Source organism: Cupriavidus sp. 05N40 (genome assembly GCF_056397305.1).
This window is the reverse complement of record NZ_JBFTND010000008.1, coordinates 12507-31925: the sequence shown is the minus strand read 5'-3', so window position 1 is coordinate 31925 and position 19419 is coordinate 12507. Positions and strand designations below refer to the sequence as shown.

19 protein-coding genes and 1 pseudogene are annotated in these 19419 nt (G+C 68.9%); 7 read left to right on the top strand and 13 right to left on the bottom strand.

What is annotated here, in order from left to right; genetic code table 11:
- Positions 1-8: 8 nt before the first annotated feature.
- The 4 genes from AC1DO7_RS03410 to AC1DO7_RS03395 are packed head-to-tail and all read right to left on the bottom strand — an operon-like array spanning position 9 to position 3887.
- Entirely contained in the window at positions 9-938 is a 930-nt protein-coding gene (locus AC1DO7_RS03410) for a type 2 periplasmic-binding domain-containing protein (protein WP_477115786.1), read from the bottom strand.
- 42 nt (positions 939-980) lie between these two features.
- Positions 981-1808 (bottom strand): ABC transporter ATP-binding protein, encoded by an 828-nt coding sequence (locus AC1DO7_RS03405; protein WP_441617039.1) that lies wholly within the window; start codon positions 1806-1808, stop codon positions 981-983.
- Positions 1802-2848: an ABC transporter permease gene (locus tag AC1DO7_RS03400; protein WP_441617037.1), complete on the bottom strand. Its 1047-nt coding sequence runs from the start codon at positions 2846-2848 to the stop codon at positions 1802-1804. Before AC1DO7_RS03400 ends, AC1DO7_RS03405 begins: the two co-directional genes overlap by 7 nt.
- The gene (locus tag AC1DO7_RS03395) at positions 2829-3887 is read right to left on the bottom strand and encodes an ABC transporter substrate-binding protein (protein WP_441617035.1); all 1059 of its coding nucleotides are present in this window, start codon (positions 3885-3887) and stop codon (positions 2829-2831) included. Before AC1DO7_RS03395 ends, AC1DO7_RS03400 begins: the two co-directional genes overlap by 20 nt.
- Positions 3888-4088: 201 nt before the next feature.
- On the opposite strand from AC1DO7_RS03395, the gene AC1DO7_RS03390 reads away from it, so the two are divergent.
- Positions 4089-5099 (top strand): GlxA family transcriptional regulator, encoded by a 1011-nt coding sequence (locus AC1DO7_RS03390; protein WP_441617033.1) that lies wholly within the window; start codon positions 4089-4091, stop codon positions 5097-5099.
- On the opposite strand, the gene AC1DO7_RS03385 is transcribed toward AC1DO7_RS03390, so the two are convergent.
- Complete coding sequence (locus AC1DO7_RS03385) at positions 5100-5780, bottom strand: TetR/AcrR family transcriptional regulator (RefSeq protein ID WP_477115785.1); 681 nt, start codon at positions 5778-5780, stop codon at positions 5100-5102.
- 414 nt (positions 5781-6194) lie between these two features.
- Here AC1DO7_RS03385 and AC1DO7_RS03380 point away from each other — a divergent pair, with 414 nt between their 5' ends.
- Positions 6195-7280 carry a ferritin-like domain-containing protein gene (locus AC1DO7_RS03380; RefSeq protein ID WP_441617029.1) on the top strand — a complete coding sequence of 362 codons (1086 nt, stop codon included), beginning with the start codon at positions 6195-6197 and terminating at the stop codon, positions 7278-7280.
- Positions 7281-7361: 81 nt separating this feature from the next.
- Here AC1DO7_RS03380 and AC1DO7_RS03375 read toward each other — a convergent pair.
- The 3 genes and pseudogenes from AC1DO7_RS03375 to AC1DO7_RS03365 form a co-directional block, all read right to left on the bottom strand.
- Positions 7362-8059, bottom strand: a pseudogene (locus tag AC1DO7_RS03375) (oxidoreductase).
- A 113-nt stretch (positions 8060-8172) separates the two neighbouring features.
- The gene (locus AC1DO7_RS03370; protein ID WP_441643253.1) at positions 8173-9414 is read right to left on the bottom strand and encodes an MFS transporter; all 1242 of its coding nucleotides are present in this window, start codon (positions 9412-9414) and stop codon (positions 8173-8175) included.
- A 60-nt stretch (positions 9415-9474) separates the two neighbouring features.
- Complete coding sequence (locus AC1DO7_RS03365; RefSeq protein WP_441617025.1) at positions 9475-10212, bottom strand: Gfo/Idh/MocA family protein; 738 nt, start codon at positions 10210-10212, stop codon at positions 9475-9477.
- A gap of 342 nt (positions 10213-10554) precedes the next feature.
- On the opposite strand from AC1DO7_RS03365, the gene AC1DO7_RS03360 reads away from it, so the two are divergent.
- Positions 10555-11685 carry an alkene reductase gene (locus tag AC1DO7_RS03360; RefSeq protein ID WP_477115784.1) on the top strand — a complete coding sequence of 377 codons (1131 nt, stop codon included), beginning with the start codon at positions 10555-10557 and terminating at the stop codon, positions 11683-11685.
- Positions 11686-11716: 31 nt separating this feature from the next.
- Here AC1DO7_RS03360 and AC1DO7_RS03355 read toward each other — a convergent pair whose 3' ends face one another.
- Positions 11717-12646 (bottom strand): LysR family transcriptional regulator, encoded by a 930-nt coding sequence (locus AC1DO7_RS03355; RefSeq protein ID WP_477115783.1) that lies wholly within the window; start codon positions 12644-12646, stop codon positions 11717-11719.
- Between the two features lie 244 nt (positions 12647-12890).
- Between AC1DO7_RS03355 and AC1DO7_RS03350 the strand changes: the two genes are divergently transcribed.
- The 4 genes from AC1DO7_RS03350 to AC1DO7_RS03335 all read left to right on the top strand — a co-directional run bounded on the left by AC1DO7_RS03350 (position 12891) and on the right by AC1DO7_RS03335 (position 16629).
- Positions 12891-13301, top strand: a complete 411-nt coding sequence (locus tag AC1DO7_RS03350) for a cupin domain-containing protein (protein ID WP_441617019.1) — start codon at positions 12891-12893, stop codon at positions 13299-13301.
- Between the two features lie 77 nt (positions 13302-13378).
- Positions 13379-14356, top strand: coding sequence for a tripartite tricarboxylate transporter substrate binding protein (locus tag AC1DO7_RS03345; RefSeq protein WP_441617114.1), 978 nt, complete (start codon positions 13379-13381; stop codon positions 14354-14356).
- Between the two features lie 106 nt (positions 14357-14462).
- Positions 14463-15449 (top strand): tripartite tricarboxylate transporter substrate binding protein, encoded by a 987-nt coding sequence (locus AC1DO7_RS03340; RefSeq protein ID WP_441617017.1) that lies wholly within the window; start codon positions 14463-14465, stop codon positions 15447-15449.
- 7 nt (positions 15450-15456) lie between these two features.
- Positions 15457-16629: an acyl-CoA dehydrogenase family protein gene (locus AC1DO7_RS03335; protein ID WP_477115782.1), complete on the top strand. Its 1173-nt coding sequence runs from the start codon at positions 15457-15459 to the stop codon at positions 16627-16629.
- A 192-nt stretch (positions 16630-16821) separates the two neighbouring features.
- Here AC1DO7_RS03335 and AC1DO7_RS03330 read toward each other — a convergent pair whose 3' ends face one another.
- The 4 genes from AC1DO7_RS03330 to AC1DO7_RS03315 form a co-directional block, all read right to left on the bottom strand.
- Positions 16822-16980, bottom strand: a complete 159-nt coding sequence (locus AC1DO7_RS03330) for a DUF3309 family protein (RefSeq protein ID WP_441617013.1) — start codon at positions 16978-16980, stop codon at positions 16822-16824.
- Positions 16981-17060: 80 nt separating this feature from the next.
- Positions 17061-17243 (bottom strand): glycine zipper 2TM domain-containing protein, encoded by a 183-nt coding sequence (locus tag AC1DO7_RS03325; RefSeq protein WP_441617011.1) that lies wholly within the window; start codon positions 17241-17243, stop codon positions 17061-17063.
- 222 nt (positions 17244-17465) lie between these two features.
- A complete protein-coding gene (locus tag AC1DO7_RS03320) occupies positions 17466-18326 on the bottom strand; it encodes an NAD(P)-dependent oxidoreductase (RefSeq protein ID WP_441617009.1) in 861 nt (286 codons plus the stop codon).
- Between the two features lie 186 nt (positions 18327-18512).
- Entirely contained in the window at positions 18513-19286 is a 774-nt protein-coding gene (locus tag AC1DO7_RS03315; protein WP_441617007.1) for a GIN domain-containing protein, read from the bottom strand.
- Between the last annotated feature and the right edge of the window lie 133 nt (positions 19287-19419).

The window sequence follows — 19419 nt, the reverse complement described above, 5'->3', positions numbered from 1 at the left end:
GTGCGCCCTCAGTGGCAGATCAGGCCGCTCTCCACCAGCATGGTGTTGAAAGCCGCCTCGCCGGCGGCGGCGTCGCGCCACCGGGCGAGCTGGCCGTCACGCTGCCGGCTCGCCAGCCACTGCTCGAGGTAGCGCACGGATTGCGAATCGGCGCGGGGCAGGGTCAGCAGCGGGCCTTCGCCGTGCAGCAGCAGCGGCGCTGCCGCGAAGAAACGCCATTCGGGCAGGCGCATGACGCGCGCGGCCAGCGCGGCGTCGGCCGCCACCGCCGCGCACTCGCCGCGGCGGAAAGCCAGCAGCGCCTGCAGCGCGGACGGATAGCGGCGCAATTCGGCACCGGCGCKGGCCAGCGCGGGCGCATAAGGGCTGTCCTGGCTCGCGCATGCGGTCTTGCCGGCCAGCAGGCCGAGCCGGTCCACCGGTGTGAAGCGCAGCGTCAGCAGGGTGCCTGGGGGAATGGCGGGCGCATGCACGGTGGCCGCGCGCGGCCGCGCGGCACCGGCGTTGCCGAAGACGAGGTCGGTGCCGGCGCCGGGTGGCCCGGCATCGCCGCCGGGCGCCGGGGCGGGGAGGTGGCGCAGCCTGACCGGCACGCCCAGCGCACGGCCGAGCTCAGCCGCCAGCGCAGCCTCGGCGGGATCGGGCACCGGCACCAGCGGCCGCCCGGGCGGCGTGGCGCGCGCATAGGCGTGCACGCCGACCACCAGCTCGCCGCGGGCCTGCGCTTGTTGCAGCAGCGGGCCGGGAACAGGCTGTTGCTGCCACGGCAAGCCTGGCAGGAGCCAGCCCAGCAAGGCGGCGCCGGCCAGGGCACGCAGGGTGATGCCGGCGATCCGCCGCGCCGCGCGTGCCAGGCGCGGCGGCGTTGCGGCACGTCCGGGCAGCACGTCGGCGCCAAGCCACCAGGCGCCGTGCAGGTGCCAGAGTTCATCCGGCATGGCGATCCCGCGGTGCGGGGCGTGGGCCCTGCATGCGCCGGCCTACCATCCCTGGCCTAGTCCCAGCAGGCCGAGGATCTCGCGGCGCAGCCGGATCAGTTCGGGGTCGTCGCGGTGACGTGGGTAGGCACGGTCGATCTTCAGTTCCGCCGTGATGCGCGCGGGACGCTCGCTGAACACGATCACGCGCGTGGCCAGCAGCAGCGCTTCTTCCACGTCGTGCGTGACCAGCAGTGCGGTGAAGCCGGCGCGCTGCCACAGCGAGACCAGTTCGCCCTGCATGCTCAGGCGCGTGAGCGAATCGAGCTTGCCCAGCGGCTCGTCCAGGATCAGCAGGCGCGGCTCGTTGACCAGCGCGCGCGCCAGCGCCGCGCGCTGCGCCATGCCGCCGGAGAGCTGGCGCGGATAGGCCCGGGCGAAATCGCTCAGGCCCACGCGCGCCAGTGCGTCGTCCACGCGCCCGCGCTGGCTGCCCAGCAGGCCGCGCGCCTCGAGCCCGAGCGCGGCGTTGTCCCACACGGTGCGCCAGGGGTAGAGCGTGGGATCCTGGAACACCACCACGCGGCTCGGATCCGGCCCGCTGATGGGCACGCCATCCACGGCCAGCGTGCCGCGCCGAGGCGCTTCCAGCCCGGCCACCAGGCGCAGCAGCGTGGACTTGCCGCAGCCACTGGGGCCGAGCAGGGCCACGAACTCGCCGGGCTCGGCGGTGAGGCTGACGCGGTTGAGCACCGGCAGTACCTGGTCGCGCAGGCTGAAATGGTGGCTGACCTGGTCGATGGTCAGGCGCACGCCGTTGCTGGCCGCGGCCAGCGATGTGTCCGGCGAAGCGGCTGCCGGGGCTTGCACGGCTGCGGCAGCGCTTACCATTTGACGACTCCTTTCTGCCATGCCAGCAGGCGATCGCGTGAGCGGAACAGCAGGGTGATAAGGCCCGAGAACAGGATTGCCATGACCAGCAGCGCGCCGTACATGCTGGCGTAGGCGGCCCAGCCCTGCGCCCATTGCAGATACCAGCCAAGGCCGGACTTGACGCCCAGCATCTCGGCCACCACCAGCACCGAGAACGAGGCGCCGAGCCCCATGAACAGGCCCACGAACACGCTCGGCAGCGCGGCGGGAACCGCCACCTTGAGCACCAGGAAGCGCTCCTTCGCGCCCAGCGTGCGGGCTACGTCGTAGTAGGCCGGGTCCACCGCGGCCACGCCGGACCATGTCAGCACCGTGACCGGGAACCAGGTGGCCAGGGCCACCAGGAAGGTCGCCGCGCTGGCGCTGCTGGGAAAGGCGAAGAACACGATCGGCAGCCAGGCCGTGGCCGGCAGCGGCCCGAGCAGGCGCAGCACCGGGTGGACCCAGTAGCCGGCGCGGCTGGACCAGCCGATCGCCACCCCGGTGAGGAAGCCCGCCAGCGCGCCGAGCAGGTAGCCGGTGGCCAGCAGGCGCAGCGAGTGCGCCACGGCGTCGGCCAGCTTGGCGTAGTCGTCCAGGAAGACTTCGAGCAGCGCCTGTGGCGGTGCGAAGAAGGGCCGCGGCAGCAGACCCAGCTTGGCGGTGACCACTTCCCAGACAAAGGTGAGCACCGCCAGCACCAGCAGCCATGGTCCGGCACGGCGCAAGGCGGCGCCGACGCCGCCCAGCCGGTGCTGCACGAAGGCCAGCACCAGCAGCACGGCGGCCAGGCCGGCGAACAGCTGCGCGGTCTCGTGCGTCAGCGGCCAGTCTTCCGCTTCGGGCCAGAACTTCACCGTGGCGGCCACCGCCAGCCAGCCCGCCGCGGCCAGCGCGCCGCCGAGCCAGACGCGCCGGACGGCCGGCGCGGGCAGGGCGAGGAAATCGTCGTTGCCATCGAAAGCGCGATCGAAGGTATCGTGCGCGCCGCGCTGCCCGTCAGCTGAGTACGTTGGCATAGATGCGCTCCGCGAATTTGGTGGAATCGGTGCCGGGGCGGATCACCGACACCAGCTTGAGTTCGTCCGTGTACTGCGCCAGTTCCTTCTTCAGGTCAGCGCCGGTGGGATGATGGCCGTGGGTGTGGCTGCGGAGCATGGCCACCACATCGCCCTGCGGCACCTTGGCGAACTCCGCGAAGTGGCGGGCCGTTTCCTCCGGGTGGGCCACGGTCCAGTCCTGCGCCTGCAGCACGGCGTGGGTCAGCGCGGCGGCGGTGGCCTTGTCCTCGCGGATCAGGCTGCCGCGGATACCCAGCACGCAGCAGGCGCGGCTGGCGTATTCGTCGGAGAGATTGGTGGCCACCTCGACCAGGCTGCGTTCCTTGCGCAGCAGGTAGGTGCGCGGGTCGCCGTCGGCGGCGGCCTGGGCTTCGCCTTTTTCCAGGGCGATGCCGAGCAGGTCGGCCGGGTACTGGCGCCATTGCACGTCGCGCACCGGATCGATGCCGCGTTTGGCCAGCAGGATGGAGAAGAAATTCTTGGCCGGGCTGGCCATGTCGCTCACCGCCACGGTCTTGCCCTTGAGGCTCTTGAGGTCGGTCACGCCGGAGTTGCGCGTGGTCAGCAGGCGCATGCAGCCGCCGTGCGTGGCGGCGGTGAGCTTGACGTCGAAGCCCTGCTCGAGCGGCTTGAGCCAGCGCAGCGCCATGCCCACGCCGGCATCGGCCTTCCTGGTGGCGATGGCTTCGAGCAACTGGTCGGTGGAGCCGCCGAAGTTGACCAGTTCCACATCCAGCCCGTGGTTGCGGAAGATGTTCTCCTTGAGCGCCGCGGCCACCGGCGCCAGGCACACCGAGCTGGCGTTCCAGGCCAGCCTGACCGGCTTGAGCTGCCCGGCGGCGCGGGCGCGCGGCGCCCACACGAACGGCGCGGCGCCGCCTGTCACCGCCAGCGTGCCGGCGGCCTTCAGCCAGCCGCGGCGGCTCAGGGTGCCGGTGGCGCGCGGGGCGTCGGCGGGACGGTTGACGGCAGACGGCTGCCCTGGCTCTCGATGCATGGCACTCCTCGGTTGTGCTGCCCGCCATGTCGTGGCAGGGGCTGCAGGATGTGGAAGATATGCATCATGCTAAGTAGCGGTTCCCGGCAACAGAACGAATTTGTTGGCACAAGCTTGCACGGGCAGCGCTTTAGGCGGTGGGTGCATATCCTTGTACCTGTCCGGCGAGGCACTTGCCGCACCGGGTTAAGATCGCCGGTTTTGATTGCGGACAGGCCAATGCAAGCGCAGGAACTCACCGCCCCGCGGCGGGTGGATATCGTGGTGTACCCCGGCTTCAAGGCGATGGAGGCGGTCGGCCCGATGACGGTGTTCGACTACGCCAATGTGCGCCTGGCCCAGCGCGGGCAGCCGCCGGCCTATGCCACGCGCGTGGTGGCGCTGGAGGCCGGGCCGGTGCGCTCCGACACGCTGATGACGCTGGAGGCCACGGCCCGGCTCGATACCGTGTTGCTGCCCGATATCGCGTTGATCGTGGGCGCGCGCGATATCGAGCGCGCCATGGCCGAGGCGCAGGGCATCGTGCCGTGGGCGCGCGCAGTGGCGCCGCGCATCGGCCGGCTGATCGCGCTGTGCTCGGGCACCTTCTTCCTGGCTGCGGCGGGCGTGCTCGACGGGCGCCGGGCCACCACGCACTGGAGCGTGGCGACGTTGCTGCACCAGCGCTTCCCGGCGGTGGAAGTCGATGCCGACGCCATCTTCATCCGCCAGGGCAACCTGTGGACCTCGGCCGGGGTCACCGCCGGCATCGACCTCGCGCTGGCGGTGGTGGAGGAAGACCTGGGCCGCGAGCTGGCGCTGGACCTGGCGCGCGAACTGGTGGTCTATCTCAAGCGCCCGGGCGGGCAGTCGCAATACAGCCTGCACCTGGCCAGCCAGGCGACCAGCCACGCCGGCATCCGCGGCCTGCAGGACTGGATCCTGTCCGACCTGGCGCACGATTTCACGCTGGCGGAAATGGCGGCGCGCGTAGCCATGAGCGAGCGCAATTTCCGGCGCGTGTTCGCGAAAGAGGCAGGCGTCAGCCCGATGGCGTTCGTCGAGTCGGCCCGCATCGAAGGCGCGCGCCGCCTGCTGGAGCAGGGCGACCTGCCGCTCAAGGCGATTGCCGCACGGACCGGCTTTGGCTCCGACGAGGGCCTGCGCCGCGCCTTCCTGCGGCAACTGGGCATCACCCCGAGGGACTACCGCGAACGGTTCGGCAGGGCCTGACTAGGCCGGCTCGTCGGCCGGCAGCGCGAGGTAGCGGTGCAGCATCCCGGTGAGCCGGTGCTCCAGCAGCGGATCGTCCAGGTCCAGCCCGCTGGGGGCATGYAGCACGATGCTGGTCAGCGCGCTGACGACCAGCTGGATGGCGATCCGGGTCTCGGCTTCCTGCCGTGCAAAGCGCCCGGGCGGGATATGCCGGGCCAGGCGCGGCACCATCGTGTCGAGCATGCGCTGATTGGCCTCGCGAATGGGTTGCCACAGCGGGTTCTGCGCCGGCCCGTGCCGYATATAGGCCGCGAACAAGCCTCTGTGCCTGCGGAGCTGACCGGCATAGAAGCCGACGACGCGGCCGCAGATGACGGCGGCCGGCCCTGTCGTCCAGGCCGCATCGGTGGCCAGGGCGAAGTCGAGCGCGGCGCGCAGCTCGGCCAGGGTGTCTTCCAGCACCAGCGCACAGAAGGTCTCCTTGTCGGAGAAGCGCGCATAGAAAGCGCCGACCGAAGTGGAGGCGGCCCGGGTGAGATCGGCGAGGGAGAAGCCGGTCAGGCTCCCGGCCTCGTTGATCAGTGTCCTGCCCGCCGACAGCAGCGCCTTCAGGGTGGCTTCGCTGCGCTCTTGCTGCGGCTGCTTCATCCCGGCGCGCGGGGCCGCCGATGCGCCCGGGGTCGTGGTTTCGGATGTCATGGGTCAAAGGTGAATGCCAGCGGTTCGCCCCGCGGTTTTTCCTGCTCCCGGCGGCCAGGAGCGCGGCCTGGAGCGCAGCCAGTTGCGCCGCTGCGCCGCCCTGTCCACGTTTACCCGGAAGGCGGCCCGCCGCGCGGCACCGCAAGCCAGGGATTGCTGCGACGCACGCAAAAGCCCGGGCGTGCAGGGGAGCATGTCTGCGGCTTCCCGAATCATCTGCGCGACGGCCAATTGGTGCAACTGCATGAAGCGCCCGCCGCGCGCCCGCGGCCCCATGCGGTCCTTGATATAAGAAGAAACAGAATTATGATTCTGTTTATAGCCGGACCCGAGAGCAAGTACAAGACCGATCCCACCTCCGGCAAAGAATGGCGTGGAGACTGGTCGATCCCCATGAACGCCAAAGGAGACTGCATGTCATCGCTTCACCGCTACACGCTGCCCGTGGTTCAGACGGGCTGGTCGATCGGCAGCCAGGTGGCCACCGAGTTCAACTGGGAGTACGACAACGAGGGCTCGAAGCTGCTGCAGCTCTACGAGACCGGCAAGAAGCACCAGTGGAACGCTTCGGACCGGATCGACTGGTCGCAGGAACTGGATCCCGAGAACCCGCAGGAACTCGACGACCGCATGATCCCGATCTTCGGCACGCCGCTGTGGGAGAAGATGGGAAAGCACGACCGCATCGAAGTGCGCCGTCACCAGCAGGCACATTCGCTGTCGCAGTTCCTGCACGGCGAGCAGGGGGCGCTCATGGTGTCCGCGCGGATCGTCCAGATGGTGCCCGGCATGGACGCGAAGTTCTACGCGGCCACGCAGACCATGGACGAAGCGCGCCACGTCGAGGCGTACTCGCGCCTGCTGCACGAGAAGGTCGGCATCCTCTATCCCATCACGCCGGGGCTCAAGTCATTGCTCGAGAGCGTCCTGACGGACTCGCGCTGGGACTTCTGCTACCTCGGCATGCAGGTGCTGGTCGAGGGGCTGGCGCTGGCGGCGTTCCAGCGGATCCGGGACTATTCGAAGAATCCGCTGGCGGCGTCGATCAATGCGTACGTCATGCAGGATGAAGCGCGCCATGTCGCCTTCGGGCGTACCGCGTTGCGCGGCTACTATCCGCAGTTGACCCAGGCCGAGCAGAAGGAACGCGAAGACTTCGTGATCGAGGCCTGCTACCTGATGCGTGACCGTTTCGACCAGAAAGAGGTATGGAGCCGCCTCGGCCTGCCGGAAGACGAGTGCGCGAAGGCAGTGCGGGAGTCGGATACGATGCGGCAGTTCCGCCAGCGCCTGTTCAGCCGCATCGTCCCGACGGTCAAGGACATCGGCCTGTGGAGCCCGCGCGTGCAGAACGCGTTTGCCGACATGGGGGCCATCGAATTTGCCAATATCGATGTCGAGGCGCAATTTGCCCAGGACCACAAGATTGCCGAGGAGTTCGATGCGCGCCGCCATGTGATGGCCTCCATCGACAGCGCGCAATCGCCTGCGGCGAACTGACGCCGCAACGCCGGGCCCGCGTGCGGGGAGGCGGGAGGCGCCTCCCCGCAGCGCATGCCGGTCGGCGCTGTCCGCAGCGGCTTATCCGGCCTCGCTTGCCAGCGCATCTGGTGCGCCGGCCTCGCCGTATTCGGGGTAGTCGACATACGCGCGCTCGTCGCCGCCCCAGAACGCCGAGCGGTCGTAGGGGGCGAGTGGCAGGTCGCGCCGCAGGCGCTCGGGCAGATCGGGATTGGAAGCGTAGAAGCGGCCGAATGCGAACAGGTCGGCATCGCCCCTGGCGAGAATCGCATCTGCGCCAGCCTTGTCGAATCCGCCCGCGGCGATCACCGGTCCCTTGAAGATCTTGCGCAGGAACACCGCGGCCACCGGCGGGCGATCTGCATCGAGCGTCTCGACGCCCATCACGCGCGGCTCGACCACGTGCAGGTAGGCCAGCCCGAAGCGGTTCAGCTGCCCGGCGGCATAGGCGAAGGTGGCTTCGGGGTTGCTGTCGGAGATCGCGCCCCATTTGCAGCATCGGCGATCCTGCGCCAGCCGGCGATGTGCCTGTCTTCATAGATGCCCGGGCCGCCGAGGTAGCCGCGGCCCGAGCGCAATGTGTGTGACGACTCGGTGATGATCAGCCCGCCTTCCGAGGCGCGCTGGCTGTAGTACCGCGCCATCATCTCGCTCGGCGTGTCGTCCGGATCGGAACGCAGGCGGGTCATGGGGGCGTGGACGATGCGATGCTTCAGGCTGTAGGGGCCAAGCTGGAGGGGGGAAAAGAGCTTCGACATGGTGGGTTCTGGTTCTGGTTCTGGTTCTGGTTGTGGTTGTGGTTCTGGTTCAGGCGGGCGCTGGTTCGGCAATCCGTGTCCGGCGATCGCAACGGTCGGATGCCATGTGGGTGTCAGGTCGCGGCGGGACATGGCATGGCTGGCTTGCGGCTGCGCGTGCGCAGCAACGCGACGGAAAGGCCCAGCGCGGCAATCTCGCAGAGGCCCGCGACCCAGCCGAGGTCCGCCACCGAAGCCCTGGCGACGACGATGCCGCCCAGGGCCGCGCCGGCCGAGAAGCCGAGATACATGAACGAGGCATTGAGCGAGAGCACGATCGGGGTCGCCTGCAGGCCGGCGAGCGCCACCAGCCTGGCCTGCTGCGCGGGATAGAAGGCCCAGTGCGCCAGGCCCCAGGCAGCGACCGCGCCGAGCACCGGCAGCGTGGCGCTCGACGGCGACAGGAAGTCCGCGCTGAAGGACAGCGTCAGGAAGGCGAGCGCCGAGAGGCCGATGGCCGGCACGATCACGCGCGCGGCCCCCAGCTTGTCGGCCAGGCTGCCACCGGTCATCACGCCGATTCCCGCGGCCACGCCCCACAGGAACAGCACGGCGCTGATCTGCGTGCCGCCGAATCCGGCGACCTGCGCCAGGAACAAGGCGAGGTAGGTGTAGACGACATAGGCACCCGTGGCCCACAAGGCGGTGCTGATCAGCGTCAGCAGGATCACCGGCCGCTTCGCCACGGCGAGGCGTTCGCGCAGCGTGGCCGTCGCCACGCCGGCACCGATGCCGCGCGGCAGGCCGCGCGCCAGGCCGAGCGTGGCCACCACGGCGAGCGCGGCGATCGCCAGGAACGTCATGCGCCAGCCGAGCCGGTGGCCGATGGTGGCGCCGAGCGGGACGCCCAGTGCGATGGCGACGGTGATGCCGCCATTGACGACCGCGATGGCACGGCCGCGGCGCTCCGGGCCGGCGATGACGCTGGCCAATGCATTGGCGCCGGGCACGAACAAGCCCGCCGCGCCTGCCAGCAGGATGCGCGCGGCCATCAGCGCCAGGTAGCCCGGTGCCGCCCAGGCCAGCAGGTTGGCCGCGGCGAAGGCCGACATGCTGAGCAGCAGCAGGGTGCGCCGGCCCAGGTTGCCGGACAGGGCCGTCAGGACCGGCGAGCTCAGGCCGTAGGCCAGCGCGAACACCGTGACGAGCTGGCCCGCGGTCTGTACGCTGACGCTGAGATCCGTCGCCAGTTCCGGCAGCAGCGCGGCAAGCATGAAGCCTTCGGTGCCGATGGCGAAGGCGCCGAAGGCCATCCAGTAGACGGACCACGGCAAGGCGGCTTGTGGTCGGGAAGTGTGCATTGATGGAGCGTTCATGATGGGGTGCGCTTGATGGGATGCGCTTGATGGGATGCTTCGGGACGAGGCGACGATGGCTCAGGGCACGTCGGTACGCCGGCCGCTTGCGGACGATTCGGCAGCCGCGTCGAGCAGCCTGTGCATGCGCACGGCGTCCTCGAAATCCGGCGCCGCGACCGAGCGGGGCCACCCCGTGGCATGCAGCAACATGTCGAGGAAGTGGCCGGCATAGATGGCGATCACGCTGGAGAAGTTCTCCGGCGGCGCCGTCCAGCGCAGCGCAAGCGGCCTCAGCGCCTGGAAGTAATTCATGCTGACGTGCATGCGCACGGAGCGCAGCTTGCCCACGTAGCCCTGCGCCAGCAGATCCCGCAGGTAGCGGTTGTGTGGCGCATGGCGGCGCTGCAGGCCAGCCACGTGGCGTACGCCCCGGTCTTGCGCCAGTTGCAGCAGTTGTTCCGAAGCCGCGGTGCTGGTCGAGAGCGGCCATTCGCAATAGACGTCCTTGCCGGCGGCGATGGCCGCGCGCACGGCGCTCTCATGCTGCGGGGCGGTGGTAAGGACGATGACCAGGTCGACCTCGGGATGCGCCACGAGTGCTTCCAGCGAATCGGCGACGTGCAGGAAGCCGTATTGCCTGGCAGCTGCCGTTGCGGCCTCGCGCCGCTGGCTGTAGATGGCCGACAAGGCATAGCGGTCGCGCAGCAGGCTCAGCACGCGCAGGTGGCCGTGCCGTGCCCAGTTGCCGATGCCGATGATGCCGACGCGGATGGGCGCGCCGCCCGTGGCGCGTGCGGCGATGGGGTGTGAAGTCATGATGCCTCTGGATCCGTGCTTGACGAGGAAGGCAGTCTAGGCGCGGGGAGGCAAAAGAAAAACGCTCGCGGACTCCGAACACTCTGGAGCGCCATGGAAGTAATCGGGGGCGGCCCCGGCAGGCGCCACTGCCCTGGCCGGGGGTGACTTTGGACACTGGTGTCCGCAGTGATTTGCCTGCTGGCCCTCTACCGCCGCGGCCGCCGGGCGCCAGATCGGGTCATGAGGCCGGCGCCCGCTGCTGCAGGCAAAGCAAGGGGCGGCGGCACCGGGAGATCGCATTCCGTGCACAACATTCCCTGCACGATATTCACTGATATTCACTGCCAGGAGTCCATCATCATGACCAGCAAGCTCTATACCCCGACCCGCATCGGTGCCGTCGAACTCACGCATCGTGTCGTCCAGGCACCGCTCACGCGCTTGCGTTCAGAGCAGCCCGGCGATGTGCCCGGTGCGCTGATGGCCACCCACTATGGCCAGCGTGCCTCCGAAGGCGGCCTGCAGATCGCCGAGGCAACCACGGTCTCCGTGGTGGGCCGTGGCTATCTCGGCGCACCCGGCATCTATTCGGACGCGCAAGTCGAAGGCTGGCGCAAGGTCACCGACGCGGTGCATGCCAGGGGCGGCCGCATCTTCCTGCAACTCTGGCATGTCGGGCGCCAGAGCCATGTCGACATGACCGGTGGCGTGCCGCCGGTAGCGCCTTCGGTGGTGCCGTTCGAACAGGTGGTATTCACTGCGCACGGCTGGGTCCCCGTATCGCCGCACCGCGCGCTGGCGCTGGAAGAAATCCCGAGCATCGTCGAAGAGTTCCGCCAGGCTGYGCGGCGCGCCATGCGGGCGGGCTTTGACGGCGTGGAAGTCCACGGCGCCAACGGCTACCTGCTTGACCAGTTCCTGCAGGACGGCACCAACAAGCGTACCGATGCCTACGGCGGGCCGGTGGAGAACCGCGCGCGCCTGCTGCTTGAAGTGGTCGAGGCGGTGGCTTCGGTTTGGGGCGGCGACCGCGTGGGCGTGCGCATCGGGCCGAGCGGGACGTGGGCCTCGATGTCCGACAGCGATCCGCAGCAGACCTTCGGCTACGTTGCGCAACAGCTCAATCGCTTCGGGCTGGCCTATCTGCATGTGATCGAGCCGCGTATCGCCGGCGGCGAGGCGCCGGAAGAGGGCAAGCCGCCGGTGGCCGCCGCCCAGATCCGCGCGCTGTTCAAGGGCCCGATCATCGCGGCGGGTGGCTTCGAGCGTCACGACGCGCAGGAGATCGTGGAGCGCGGCCACGCGGACCTGGTCGCGTTCGGCCGCCATTTTTCCGCGAACCCGGACCTGCCGGATCGCCTGCGCCAGGACCTGCCGCTGAACCCGTACGACCGGGATACTTTCTGGGGCGGCGATCAGCGTGGCTACAACGACTTCCCGACCTATCCGGAGGCCCGGGAGCATCAGGACGGGAATCGCCAGGCCGCCTGATCCGCCTACTTGCCGGGAGCGCGTGGCGGGCCTAGGCTTGCCGCGCGCGCGCACCCGGCGGGCGCGTTGGCTTCTGTTCAGGCAGCAGATGCTCGACCAGATAGTCGACGAACACCCGCACCTTGGGCGACAGGTAACGGCTGGAAGGCCACACCGCGCGCAGCCAGCCGGTGTGATCGAGGTAATCGTCCAGTACGCTGACCAGGGTGCCTTCGGCACGCTGCCGGCGCACGGAGTAGTCCGGCACGCAGACGATCCCGAGCCCCTGTTCGGCCAGTTCCACCAGCGGTTCCACCGAGCTTGCCGTGGCGGAAACCGGGAGCTCGAAGTCGGGGTCCGTTGCATCCGCCGCGAACGGCCAGCGCTCGAGCTTGCCGCTGGTCGGGAACTTGTGGTGCAGGCAGGCGTGGGACTTCAGGTCGTGCGGCCGGCGGGGGACGCCCGCACGCTTGAAGTACGCGGGCGAGCCGAACAGTTTCAACTGGTACTGGCTCAGCGTATGCGCCGACAGCCGGGTGTCGCCTACATCGCCGGTGCGTACCACTACGTCGAAGCCTTCTTCGATGACGTTGACCAGGCGGTCGCTGAAATCGAGGTCCATCTCGATCTCGGGATAGGCAGCCATGAAGCGGCCGACCACCGGCGTCAGCACCGATCCCACCAGCGGCATGCTGACGCGCAGCCGTCCACTCGGCGCGCCGCGCGACTGCGCCAGTTCCAGTTGCGYGTTTTCCAGCTCCGCGAAGATGCGCTTGCAGCTTTCCAGGAAGATCCCGCCTTCGGGCGTCAGCGAGATGCTCCGCGTGCTGCGGTGGAACAGCCGCACATGGAGCCGCTCCTCCAGGCGCGCGACCGTCTTGCCGACGGCGGATGGCGAGACCCCGAGCTGCCGCCCCACCTCGGTGAAGCTGCGCGCCTCTGCCGCGCGCACGAAGACATTGAGGGCCGCCAAGTTGTCCATGATCGTTCCAGTCCGCCCAGGTGCTATGTCGTGCACTGGATTCTATATCGGCAGGGGCGGGCGCGCGGCGAGGGGCCCGGCGCGTCCCGCCGTCCGGCGCGGTGTCTGCGGGCCGCCTTATTTCCCCATAAGTAGTTGACTAGGTTTTTCACATGTATAAAATCTAGTTCACAAACATGAAAATAGCCGGTCCCACACGTTCATGCTCCATCAGCGTGCAGCGCGGCCGGCAAGGAGACGATCGATGGCCTCATCGCCAACCCCGCTGCCCGCGCAGCCAAACTTCTTCGTCCGTACCGAGGATGTCGCCGGCTATCACCCTGCCAATCACGTCGGCACGCTGAACCGCCGCATCATCGGCCGGGAGAACGTGGGCGCCACCCAGCTGGAGGTCATCCACGGCACCATCGAGCGTGGCAAGGGCGCCTTGCCGCACGCGCATCCCGGCATCGAGCAGGTCTGCTACATGCTGGAGGGCAGGGCACGCGCCGAGGTGAACGGGCTTTCGCGCGAACTGGGCCCAGGCGACTGCTGCTTCTTCCCGGCCGATGCCATGCATGTATTTACCGTGATCAGCGACGAGCCGGTCAAGTTGCTGGTGATCTACGCCCCGCCTTACGAGGAATCGCCGCAGCGTGTGATCCGTCCGGCCTGAGCCTTGCCGCCCGCGGCGCGGGTGTGCGCTTGCGACGTTCGTAGTTCAAGCCTGGAAGGAGATGCAGACAGATGCAGATGACCTTGTCTTCCCGACGCCGGTGGCTGTTGTGCGCGGCGCTATTGACCTGCCTGCCGGGCGCGGCCTGGAGTGACGGCTACCCCAGCAGGCCCATCCGCATGGTGGTGCCGTACGCGCCGGGCGGGGCCACCGATGTCGTGGCGCGGCTGGTCTCGCAGAAGCTGGCGGAGGCGTTGAAGCAGCCGGTGGTGGTGGAAAACCGCCCGGGCGCCAACGGCATCATCGGCACCGACGCGGTGGCGCGCGCCGCGCCCGATGGCTACACGATCCTGCTCAATACGGCCGGCGCGCAGACCCTCAGCCCGGTGCTCTACAAGGCGGGCTACGAGCCGCTCAAGAGCTTTGCGCCGATCAGCCTGATCAGCAGCATCGGCTTTGTCATGGTGGTCCATCCCTCGGTGCCGGCAAAGACGGTGCAGGAATTCGTGGCGCTGGCGCGTGCCAAGAGCCGGCCGCTGAGCTTGTCGGCGGGCAGCAGCATGATCGAGCTGATCGGCGAGACCTTCAAGGCGACCGCCGGCACGCCGGACGTGGTCAGCGTGTCTTACCGCGGCACCGGGCCGCAGATGCAGGCGGTGGTGGCCGGCGAGGTGGACATGACCATCGATCCGTTCAACGCGATGGCGATGATCCGCGCCGGCAAGCTGCGGCCGCTGGCGGTGCTGTCGCCCAGGCGTTCGCCGGCGCTGCCCGATGTGCCCACCATGCAGGAAGCGGGTATCCAGGGGCTGAACTTCAATTCCTGGGCAGGCTTGCTGGCGCCCGCCGGCACGCCCAGGGAGATCGTGGCGCGGCTGAACCAGGAGATCGTGCGCATCGTCGCGCAGCCCGATATCAAGGCGCGGCTGGCAGCCATCGACTATGAGGCGGTCGGCAGCACGCCGGAGCAGTTCGCCACCATCATCGCCGACGACGCCGCACGCTGGGCCCGGCTGGTCAAGGACACCAACTACAAGGACAAGACCGCGCCTTGAGCGTGGCCGTCGATCACGCATGGCCGGCGCGACCCTTGCAGCCGGCGGCAACGGGACGCAGTGGGGATCAACCCGGATACGGCCGGAAACAACAGGAGACAAAGACATGGCAATGTTCACCACGCGGCGGCGCGCGGCTTTCTTATCGTTGGCGCTGGCGGCGGTGCCGTTTGCCGCACCGCATGCGGCAGCCGCCGACGCCTATCCCACCAAGCCGATCCGACTGGTGGTGCCGTTTGCCGCCGGCAGCGGCACCGATGCGGTGGCGCGCATCACCGCCAAGGAGCTGGGCGACGCCCTCAGGCAGAACGTGGTGGTGGATAACCGCCCGGGCGCCAATGGCGCCATCGCCGCCGAGATCGTCGCGCAGGCGGCGCCGGACGGCTACACGCTGTTCATGACCACGAACACGACGCACTCGGCCAATCCTTCCCTGATGAAGAAGTTGCCGTACGATCCGATCCGCGATTTCACGCCGGTGGCGCGCATGGGCAACCTGCCGTTCATGCTGGTGGTCAACCCCAAGCTGCCGGTCAGGACGGTGCCGGAGCTGATCGCCTATGCGCGCACGCATCCGGGCATGTCCTACGCCAGTGGCAACAGCACCGGCATCGTGTCGGGTGCGACCTTCGGGCGCCTGACGCAGCTGGACCTGCTGCACGTGCCGTACAAGAGCACGCCCCCGGCCATGACCGACGTGATCGCCGGGCAGGTGCCGATGATGTTCGTCGACGTGGCGGCTGGCATTGCCAACGTCAAGGCTGGCAAGCTGCGCGCGCTGGCGGTGACCACGGCGCAGCGCAGCCGGCTGTTGCCGGATCTGCCGCCGCTGGCCGACGCGCCGGAACTGAAGGGATTCGACATCACCTCGTGGAACGGCGTGTTCGCGCCCGCGCATGCGCCGGCCGAGGTGGTCGACAAGCTCAACCAGGCGCTTTCGCGCATCGCTTCGAGCAAGGAAGTGGCGCCACGCTTCGAGGCGCTGGGCTTCGAGGCATTCGGGCAATCGCCCAAGCAGTTCTCCGGTTTCGTGGCCGGCGAACTGGTCAAGTGGACCAAGCTGGTCAAGGACGCCGGCATCCAGCCGGAATGAGGCAGGCATGAACTTTGAAAGAACCCCCGAGCAACGCGCCATCGTCGAGGCGGTGACGCAATTGTGCGGCGACTTCGGCGCCGATTACTGGTCGGGCCTGGACGAGCAAGGCAAGTTTCCCGAAGCCTTCCACCAGGCCATGGCCAAGGCCGGCTGGCTCGGCATTGCCATGCCCGAATCCTATGGCGGTGCCGGGCTGGGCATCACCGAGGCGGCGCTGATCATGCAGGCGGTGTCGGCCTCCGGCGCCGGTTTCTCCGGTGCGTCCGCCATCCACATGAATGTGTTCGGGCTCAATCCGGTGGTGGTGTTCGGCAGCGCGCGCCAGCAGGAGGCTGCGCTGCCGCCGCTGATCGCCGGCACCGAGAAGGCGTGCTTTGCCGTGACCGAGCCGGACGCGGGGCTCGACACCACGCATCTCAAGACCCAGGCCGTGCTGTCGGCGGACGGCAAGAGCTACCGCGTGGACGGGCGCAAGATCTGGATCTCCACCGCGCAGGTGGCCRACCGCATGCTGCTGCTGGCGCGCACCACGCCGCTGGACAAGGTGGCCAAGCCGACCCAGGGGCTCAGCCTGTTCTACACGTCCCTGGACCGCAAGCACATCGAAGTGCGCGAGATCCACAAGATGGGCCGCGCGGCGGTGGACTCGAACATGCTGTTCATCGACGGGTTGCAGGTGCCGGTGGAGGACCGCATCGGCGAGGAAGGGCGCGGCTTCGAGTACATCCTGCACGGGCTCAACCCGGAGCGCATCCTGATCGCCGCGGAAGCCGTGGGCCTGGGCCGCGCGGCGCTGGAGGCGRCCACCCGCTACGCCCGCGAGCGCACCGTGTTCGGCCGGCCGATCGGCCAGAACCAGGGCATCCAGCACCCGCTGGCGCAGGCCTGGATGGCGCTGGAGGCGGCAGACATGATGGTGTGGAAGGCCGCGTGGCTGTACGACCAGGGCAAGCCCTGCGGGGCCGAGGCCAACACCGCCAAGTACCTCGCCGCCGAGGCCGCGCATCAGGCCTGCCAGACCGCGGTGCTGACGCTGGGCGGCATGGGCTATGCGCGCGAGTACCAGGTGGAGCGCTACCTGCGGGAGTCGTACATCCCCCGCATCGCGCCGGTCAGCGCCCAGCTGATCATGTGCCATATCGCCGAGCGGGTACTGGGTTTGCCGAAGTCGTACTGAAACCGAAGGCACGGAGCGAAGGCATCCGCGTGCCGGGGCGGGACGTGCGGGCCGCGATTCTTTAGCGTTTATCCTGGCAATCCCGCTCCTGGGCGTCTCATTCTTTCAGCGATGAAAATAATAAAAAACGCGCYGCTGGCGACAGCGGCGCGTTGTGCTTTTCCCTGCAAGCTGTTTCTTCCATCCCTCGTCCTACAATCGGCCCATCACTAGCAGAACCACCACGACCAGTACGACGAGGCCAAGGCCGCCGCTGGGGTAATAGCCCCAGCCTGTGCTGTACGGCCAGGCCGGCAGCGCGCCGAGGAGCAGAATGATCAGAAGGATAAGCAGGATCGTGCCGATGGCCATGATGGGCTCCTTTTCGGTTGGATTTCCGTTGTTGGATTTCCGTTGTTTCCAGCGGTAGTGCCTCGCTTGCATGCCCGGGCTTACTTGCCCAGCTCGTGGCCGATCACACCGCCGGCGACGGCGCCGCCGACCGTGGCGGCAGTGTTGCCGTGCGAGAGTTCATGCCCCGCCACGCCGCCAGCCACGGCGCCGGTGGCGGTGCAGCCATTCAGGCCCATCAGAAGTGCGGCACCCGCGATGAGCGCGCTGGCAAGTCTCAACATGGCGGTCTCCTGCATGCATGATTTGCGATGGCGGTGCAGGCGCGCGGTACGCGTCTGCCATGCATCCAAGATAGCTGGGCGCGACGGCGCGCCCAGCAGGTCATGCGCTGATATGGATGTAGGAATTGGACGACGCCGCGTGTGCGGCGCCGCTAGCCTGGAAGCGGCGGGAGGGGAAATCGAGCTGCGCGAACCAGCCCCGGCGGGGCGGCCGGCAAGCGATCAGCGCAGGCGCTTGATGAGCGAGGAGGTATCGGCGCGGCCGCAGCCGTCCTGCTGCAGGTCGGCATAGAACTGGTCGACCACGGCGGTCACCGGCAGGCTGGCGCCGTTGCGGCGTGCTTCGTCCAGGCACAGGCCCAGGTCCTTGCGCATCCAGTCCACCGCGAAGCCGAAATCGAACTTGTTCTCGACCATGGTCGGGCCGCGGTTCTCCAGTTGCCACGAGCCCGCGGCGCCCTTGCTGATGACGTCCAGCACCACCGGCATGTCCAGCCCCGCGCGCTCGCCGAAGGCGATGGCTTCGGACAAGCCTTGCAGCAGCCCGGCAATGCAGATCTGGTTGACCATCTTGGCCAGCTGGCCCGCGCCGGCGCCGCCGATGCGGGTGACGGCGCGCGCGTAGGCGCCCAGCACGGGCGCGACGCGGTCGTACGCGGGCTGGTCGGCGCCGCACATGATGGTGAGGATGCCCTTCTGCGCGCCCACCTCGCCGCCCGAGACGGGCGCGTCGACGAAGTGCAGGCCGCGCTCGGCGGCGGCGGCATACAGCTCGCGCGCCACATTGGCGCTGGCGGTGGTGTGGTCAACGAAGACACAGCCGGCCGGTGCCTGGGTGAAGGCGCCGTCGGCGCCGGTCATCACCGCACGCAGGTCGTCGTCATTGCCCACGCAGGAGCAGACTGCTTCGGCATCCTGCGCGGCGAGCGCCGGGGTGGCCGCGGATTTGCCGCCGAACTCGGCCACCCACTGCGTGGCCTTGCTTGCCGTGCGGTTGTAGACCGTGACCTGGTGGCCCTTGGCGGCGAGATGGCCCGCCATGTGATAGCCCATGACGCCGAGGCCGATAAATGCAACACGCATGACTGGAAAGCTCCCTGACCGGCAGGCCAACGTCGTGCGTTGCCTGCCCTTGGCGCGGGGCAGCCGTTGCGGGGCGCCCGCAGAATGAGAAAACCGGGCGGTAAGCCCGACGAAGCAGCGAATGCTGCCATTCTTGCACTGCAACGTCAACCGCGCCTGCGGCGCATTCCTGGCCCGGGCGCGCGGCTATTCGAACGACACCTGGCCGGAGCCGGTGCGGCTGACATGGCGCTGCATCGGCCGGCCGCGGACGACGATCTGACCGGAACCGGCGAGCGCGATGCTGGCCTCGTCCGAGGCAATGCCGAGAATGCGGCCCGAGCCGCTGAGCCAGGCGTCCAGCCGGCTTGCCCGCAGCGCGCCGGCGTCCACGTTGCCCGAGCCCGAGAGGGCGGCCCGCACTTCGCCGGCCTGGCCTTCGGCCACGATGGAGCCGGACCCGGAGAGCTCGAGGTCGATGGTGGCCTCGCGCAAGCCGCTTGCCCGCAGGGAGGCGGCCCCGGGAATGCTGACCGCCTGCAGCGACGGCGCGCCGATGGCGACCTTCAGCGGCGCCGCCAGCACGACCGGCGCCTTCAGGTCGATCGACAGGCGGCCGTCGGCAACGGTGGTCAGCACCAGCGGCAGCACGTCGGCCGGGCCGGTGATGGCCACCGAGAAGCCGGGATTGGCCGCAGGGCTGACCGAGAAGACCGCGGTGACCGGCGCGTTGAGCTGCACCCCCGAGAATGCGCCCGGATGGCGCAGCTCGGTCTTCTCCGGGCCGCTTGGGCGGAGCGCCTCTTGCGAAGAAACCACCTGGCCGTTGACGATGACCACGCTGCTGCTGCTGCTGCCCGAGCCGGGCGTGGACACCGTCGTGCTCTGGTTGACGATCACCGTGCCCTGTTGCGCCGTCGCGCTGCCGCAAAGGCAGCAGGTGGCCAGCGCGCAGACGCGTAGCAGAGTAGTGCAGGCCATGGCTATCCTCGGTTGGGGAAGCAGGACAAGGGCGGGCTAGCCTGCCGTTTGCCGGCTGTCCGCCGGTTCGGTCGCCGGGCCTGTGGTGGCCGGGCGCGCGTCAGCGTCCCGGTGGAAGGTGTACTTGTCCTTG

Bases quoted from the DNA above. Each gene is read 5' to 3' on its own strand.
- AC1DO7_RS03370 (WP_441643253.1), bottom strand. From the start codon at position 9,414: ATGAACGCTCCATCAATGCACACTTCCCGACCACAAGCCGCCTTGCCG.
- AC1DO7_RS03345 (WP_441617114.1), top strand. From the start codon at position 13,379: ATGACCTTGTCTTCCCGACGCCGGTGGCTGTTGTGCGCGGCGCTATTG.
- AC1DO7_RS03330 (WP_441617013.1), bottom strand. From the start codon at position 16,980: ATGGCCATCGGCACGATCCTGCTTATCCTTCTGATCATTCTGCTCCTC.
- AC1DO7_RS03380 (WP_441617029.1), top strand. From the start codon at position 6,195: ATGTCATCGCTTCACCGCTACACGCTGCCCGTGGTTCAGACGGGCTGG.
- AC1DO7_RS03325 (WP_441617011.1), bottom strand. From the start codon at position 17,243: ATGTTGAGACTTGCCAGCGCGCTCATCGCGGGTGCCGCACTTCTGATG.
- AC1DO7_RS03395 (WP_441617035.1), bottom strand. From the start codon at position 3,887: ATGCATCGAGAGCCAGGGCAGCCGTCTGCCGTCAACCGTCCCGCCGAC.
- AC1DO7_RS03315 (WP_441617007.1), bottom strand. From the start codon at position 19,286: ATGGCCTGCACTACTCTGCTACGCGTCTGCGCGCTGGCCACCTGCTGC.
- AC1DO7_RS03320 (WP_441617009.1), bottom strand. From the start codon at position 18,326: ATGCGTGTTGCATTTATCGGCCTCGGCGTCATGGGCTATCACATGGCG.
- AC1DO7_RS03405 (WP_441617039.1), bottom strand. From the start codon at position 1,808: ATGGTAAGCGCTGCCGCAGCCGTGCAAGCCCCGGCAGCCGCTTCGCCG.
- AC1DO7_RS03365 (WP_441617025.1), bottom strand. From the start codon at position 10,212: ATGACTTCACACCCCATCGCCGCACGCGCCACGGGCGGCGCGCCCATC.
- AC1DO7_RS03400 (WP_441617037.1), bottom strand. From the start codon at position 2,848: ATGCCAACGTACTCAGCTGACGGGCAGCGCGGCGCGCACGATACCTTC.
- AC1DO7_RS03350 (WP_441617019.1), top strand. From the start codon at position 12,891: ATGGCCTCATCGCCAACCCCGCTGCCCGCGCAGCCAAACTTCTTCGTC.
- AC1DO7_RS03340 (WP_441617017.1), top strand. From the start codon at position 14,463: ATGGCAATGTTCACCACGCGGCGGCGCGCGGCTTTCTTATCGTTGGCG.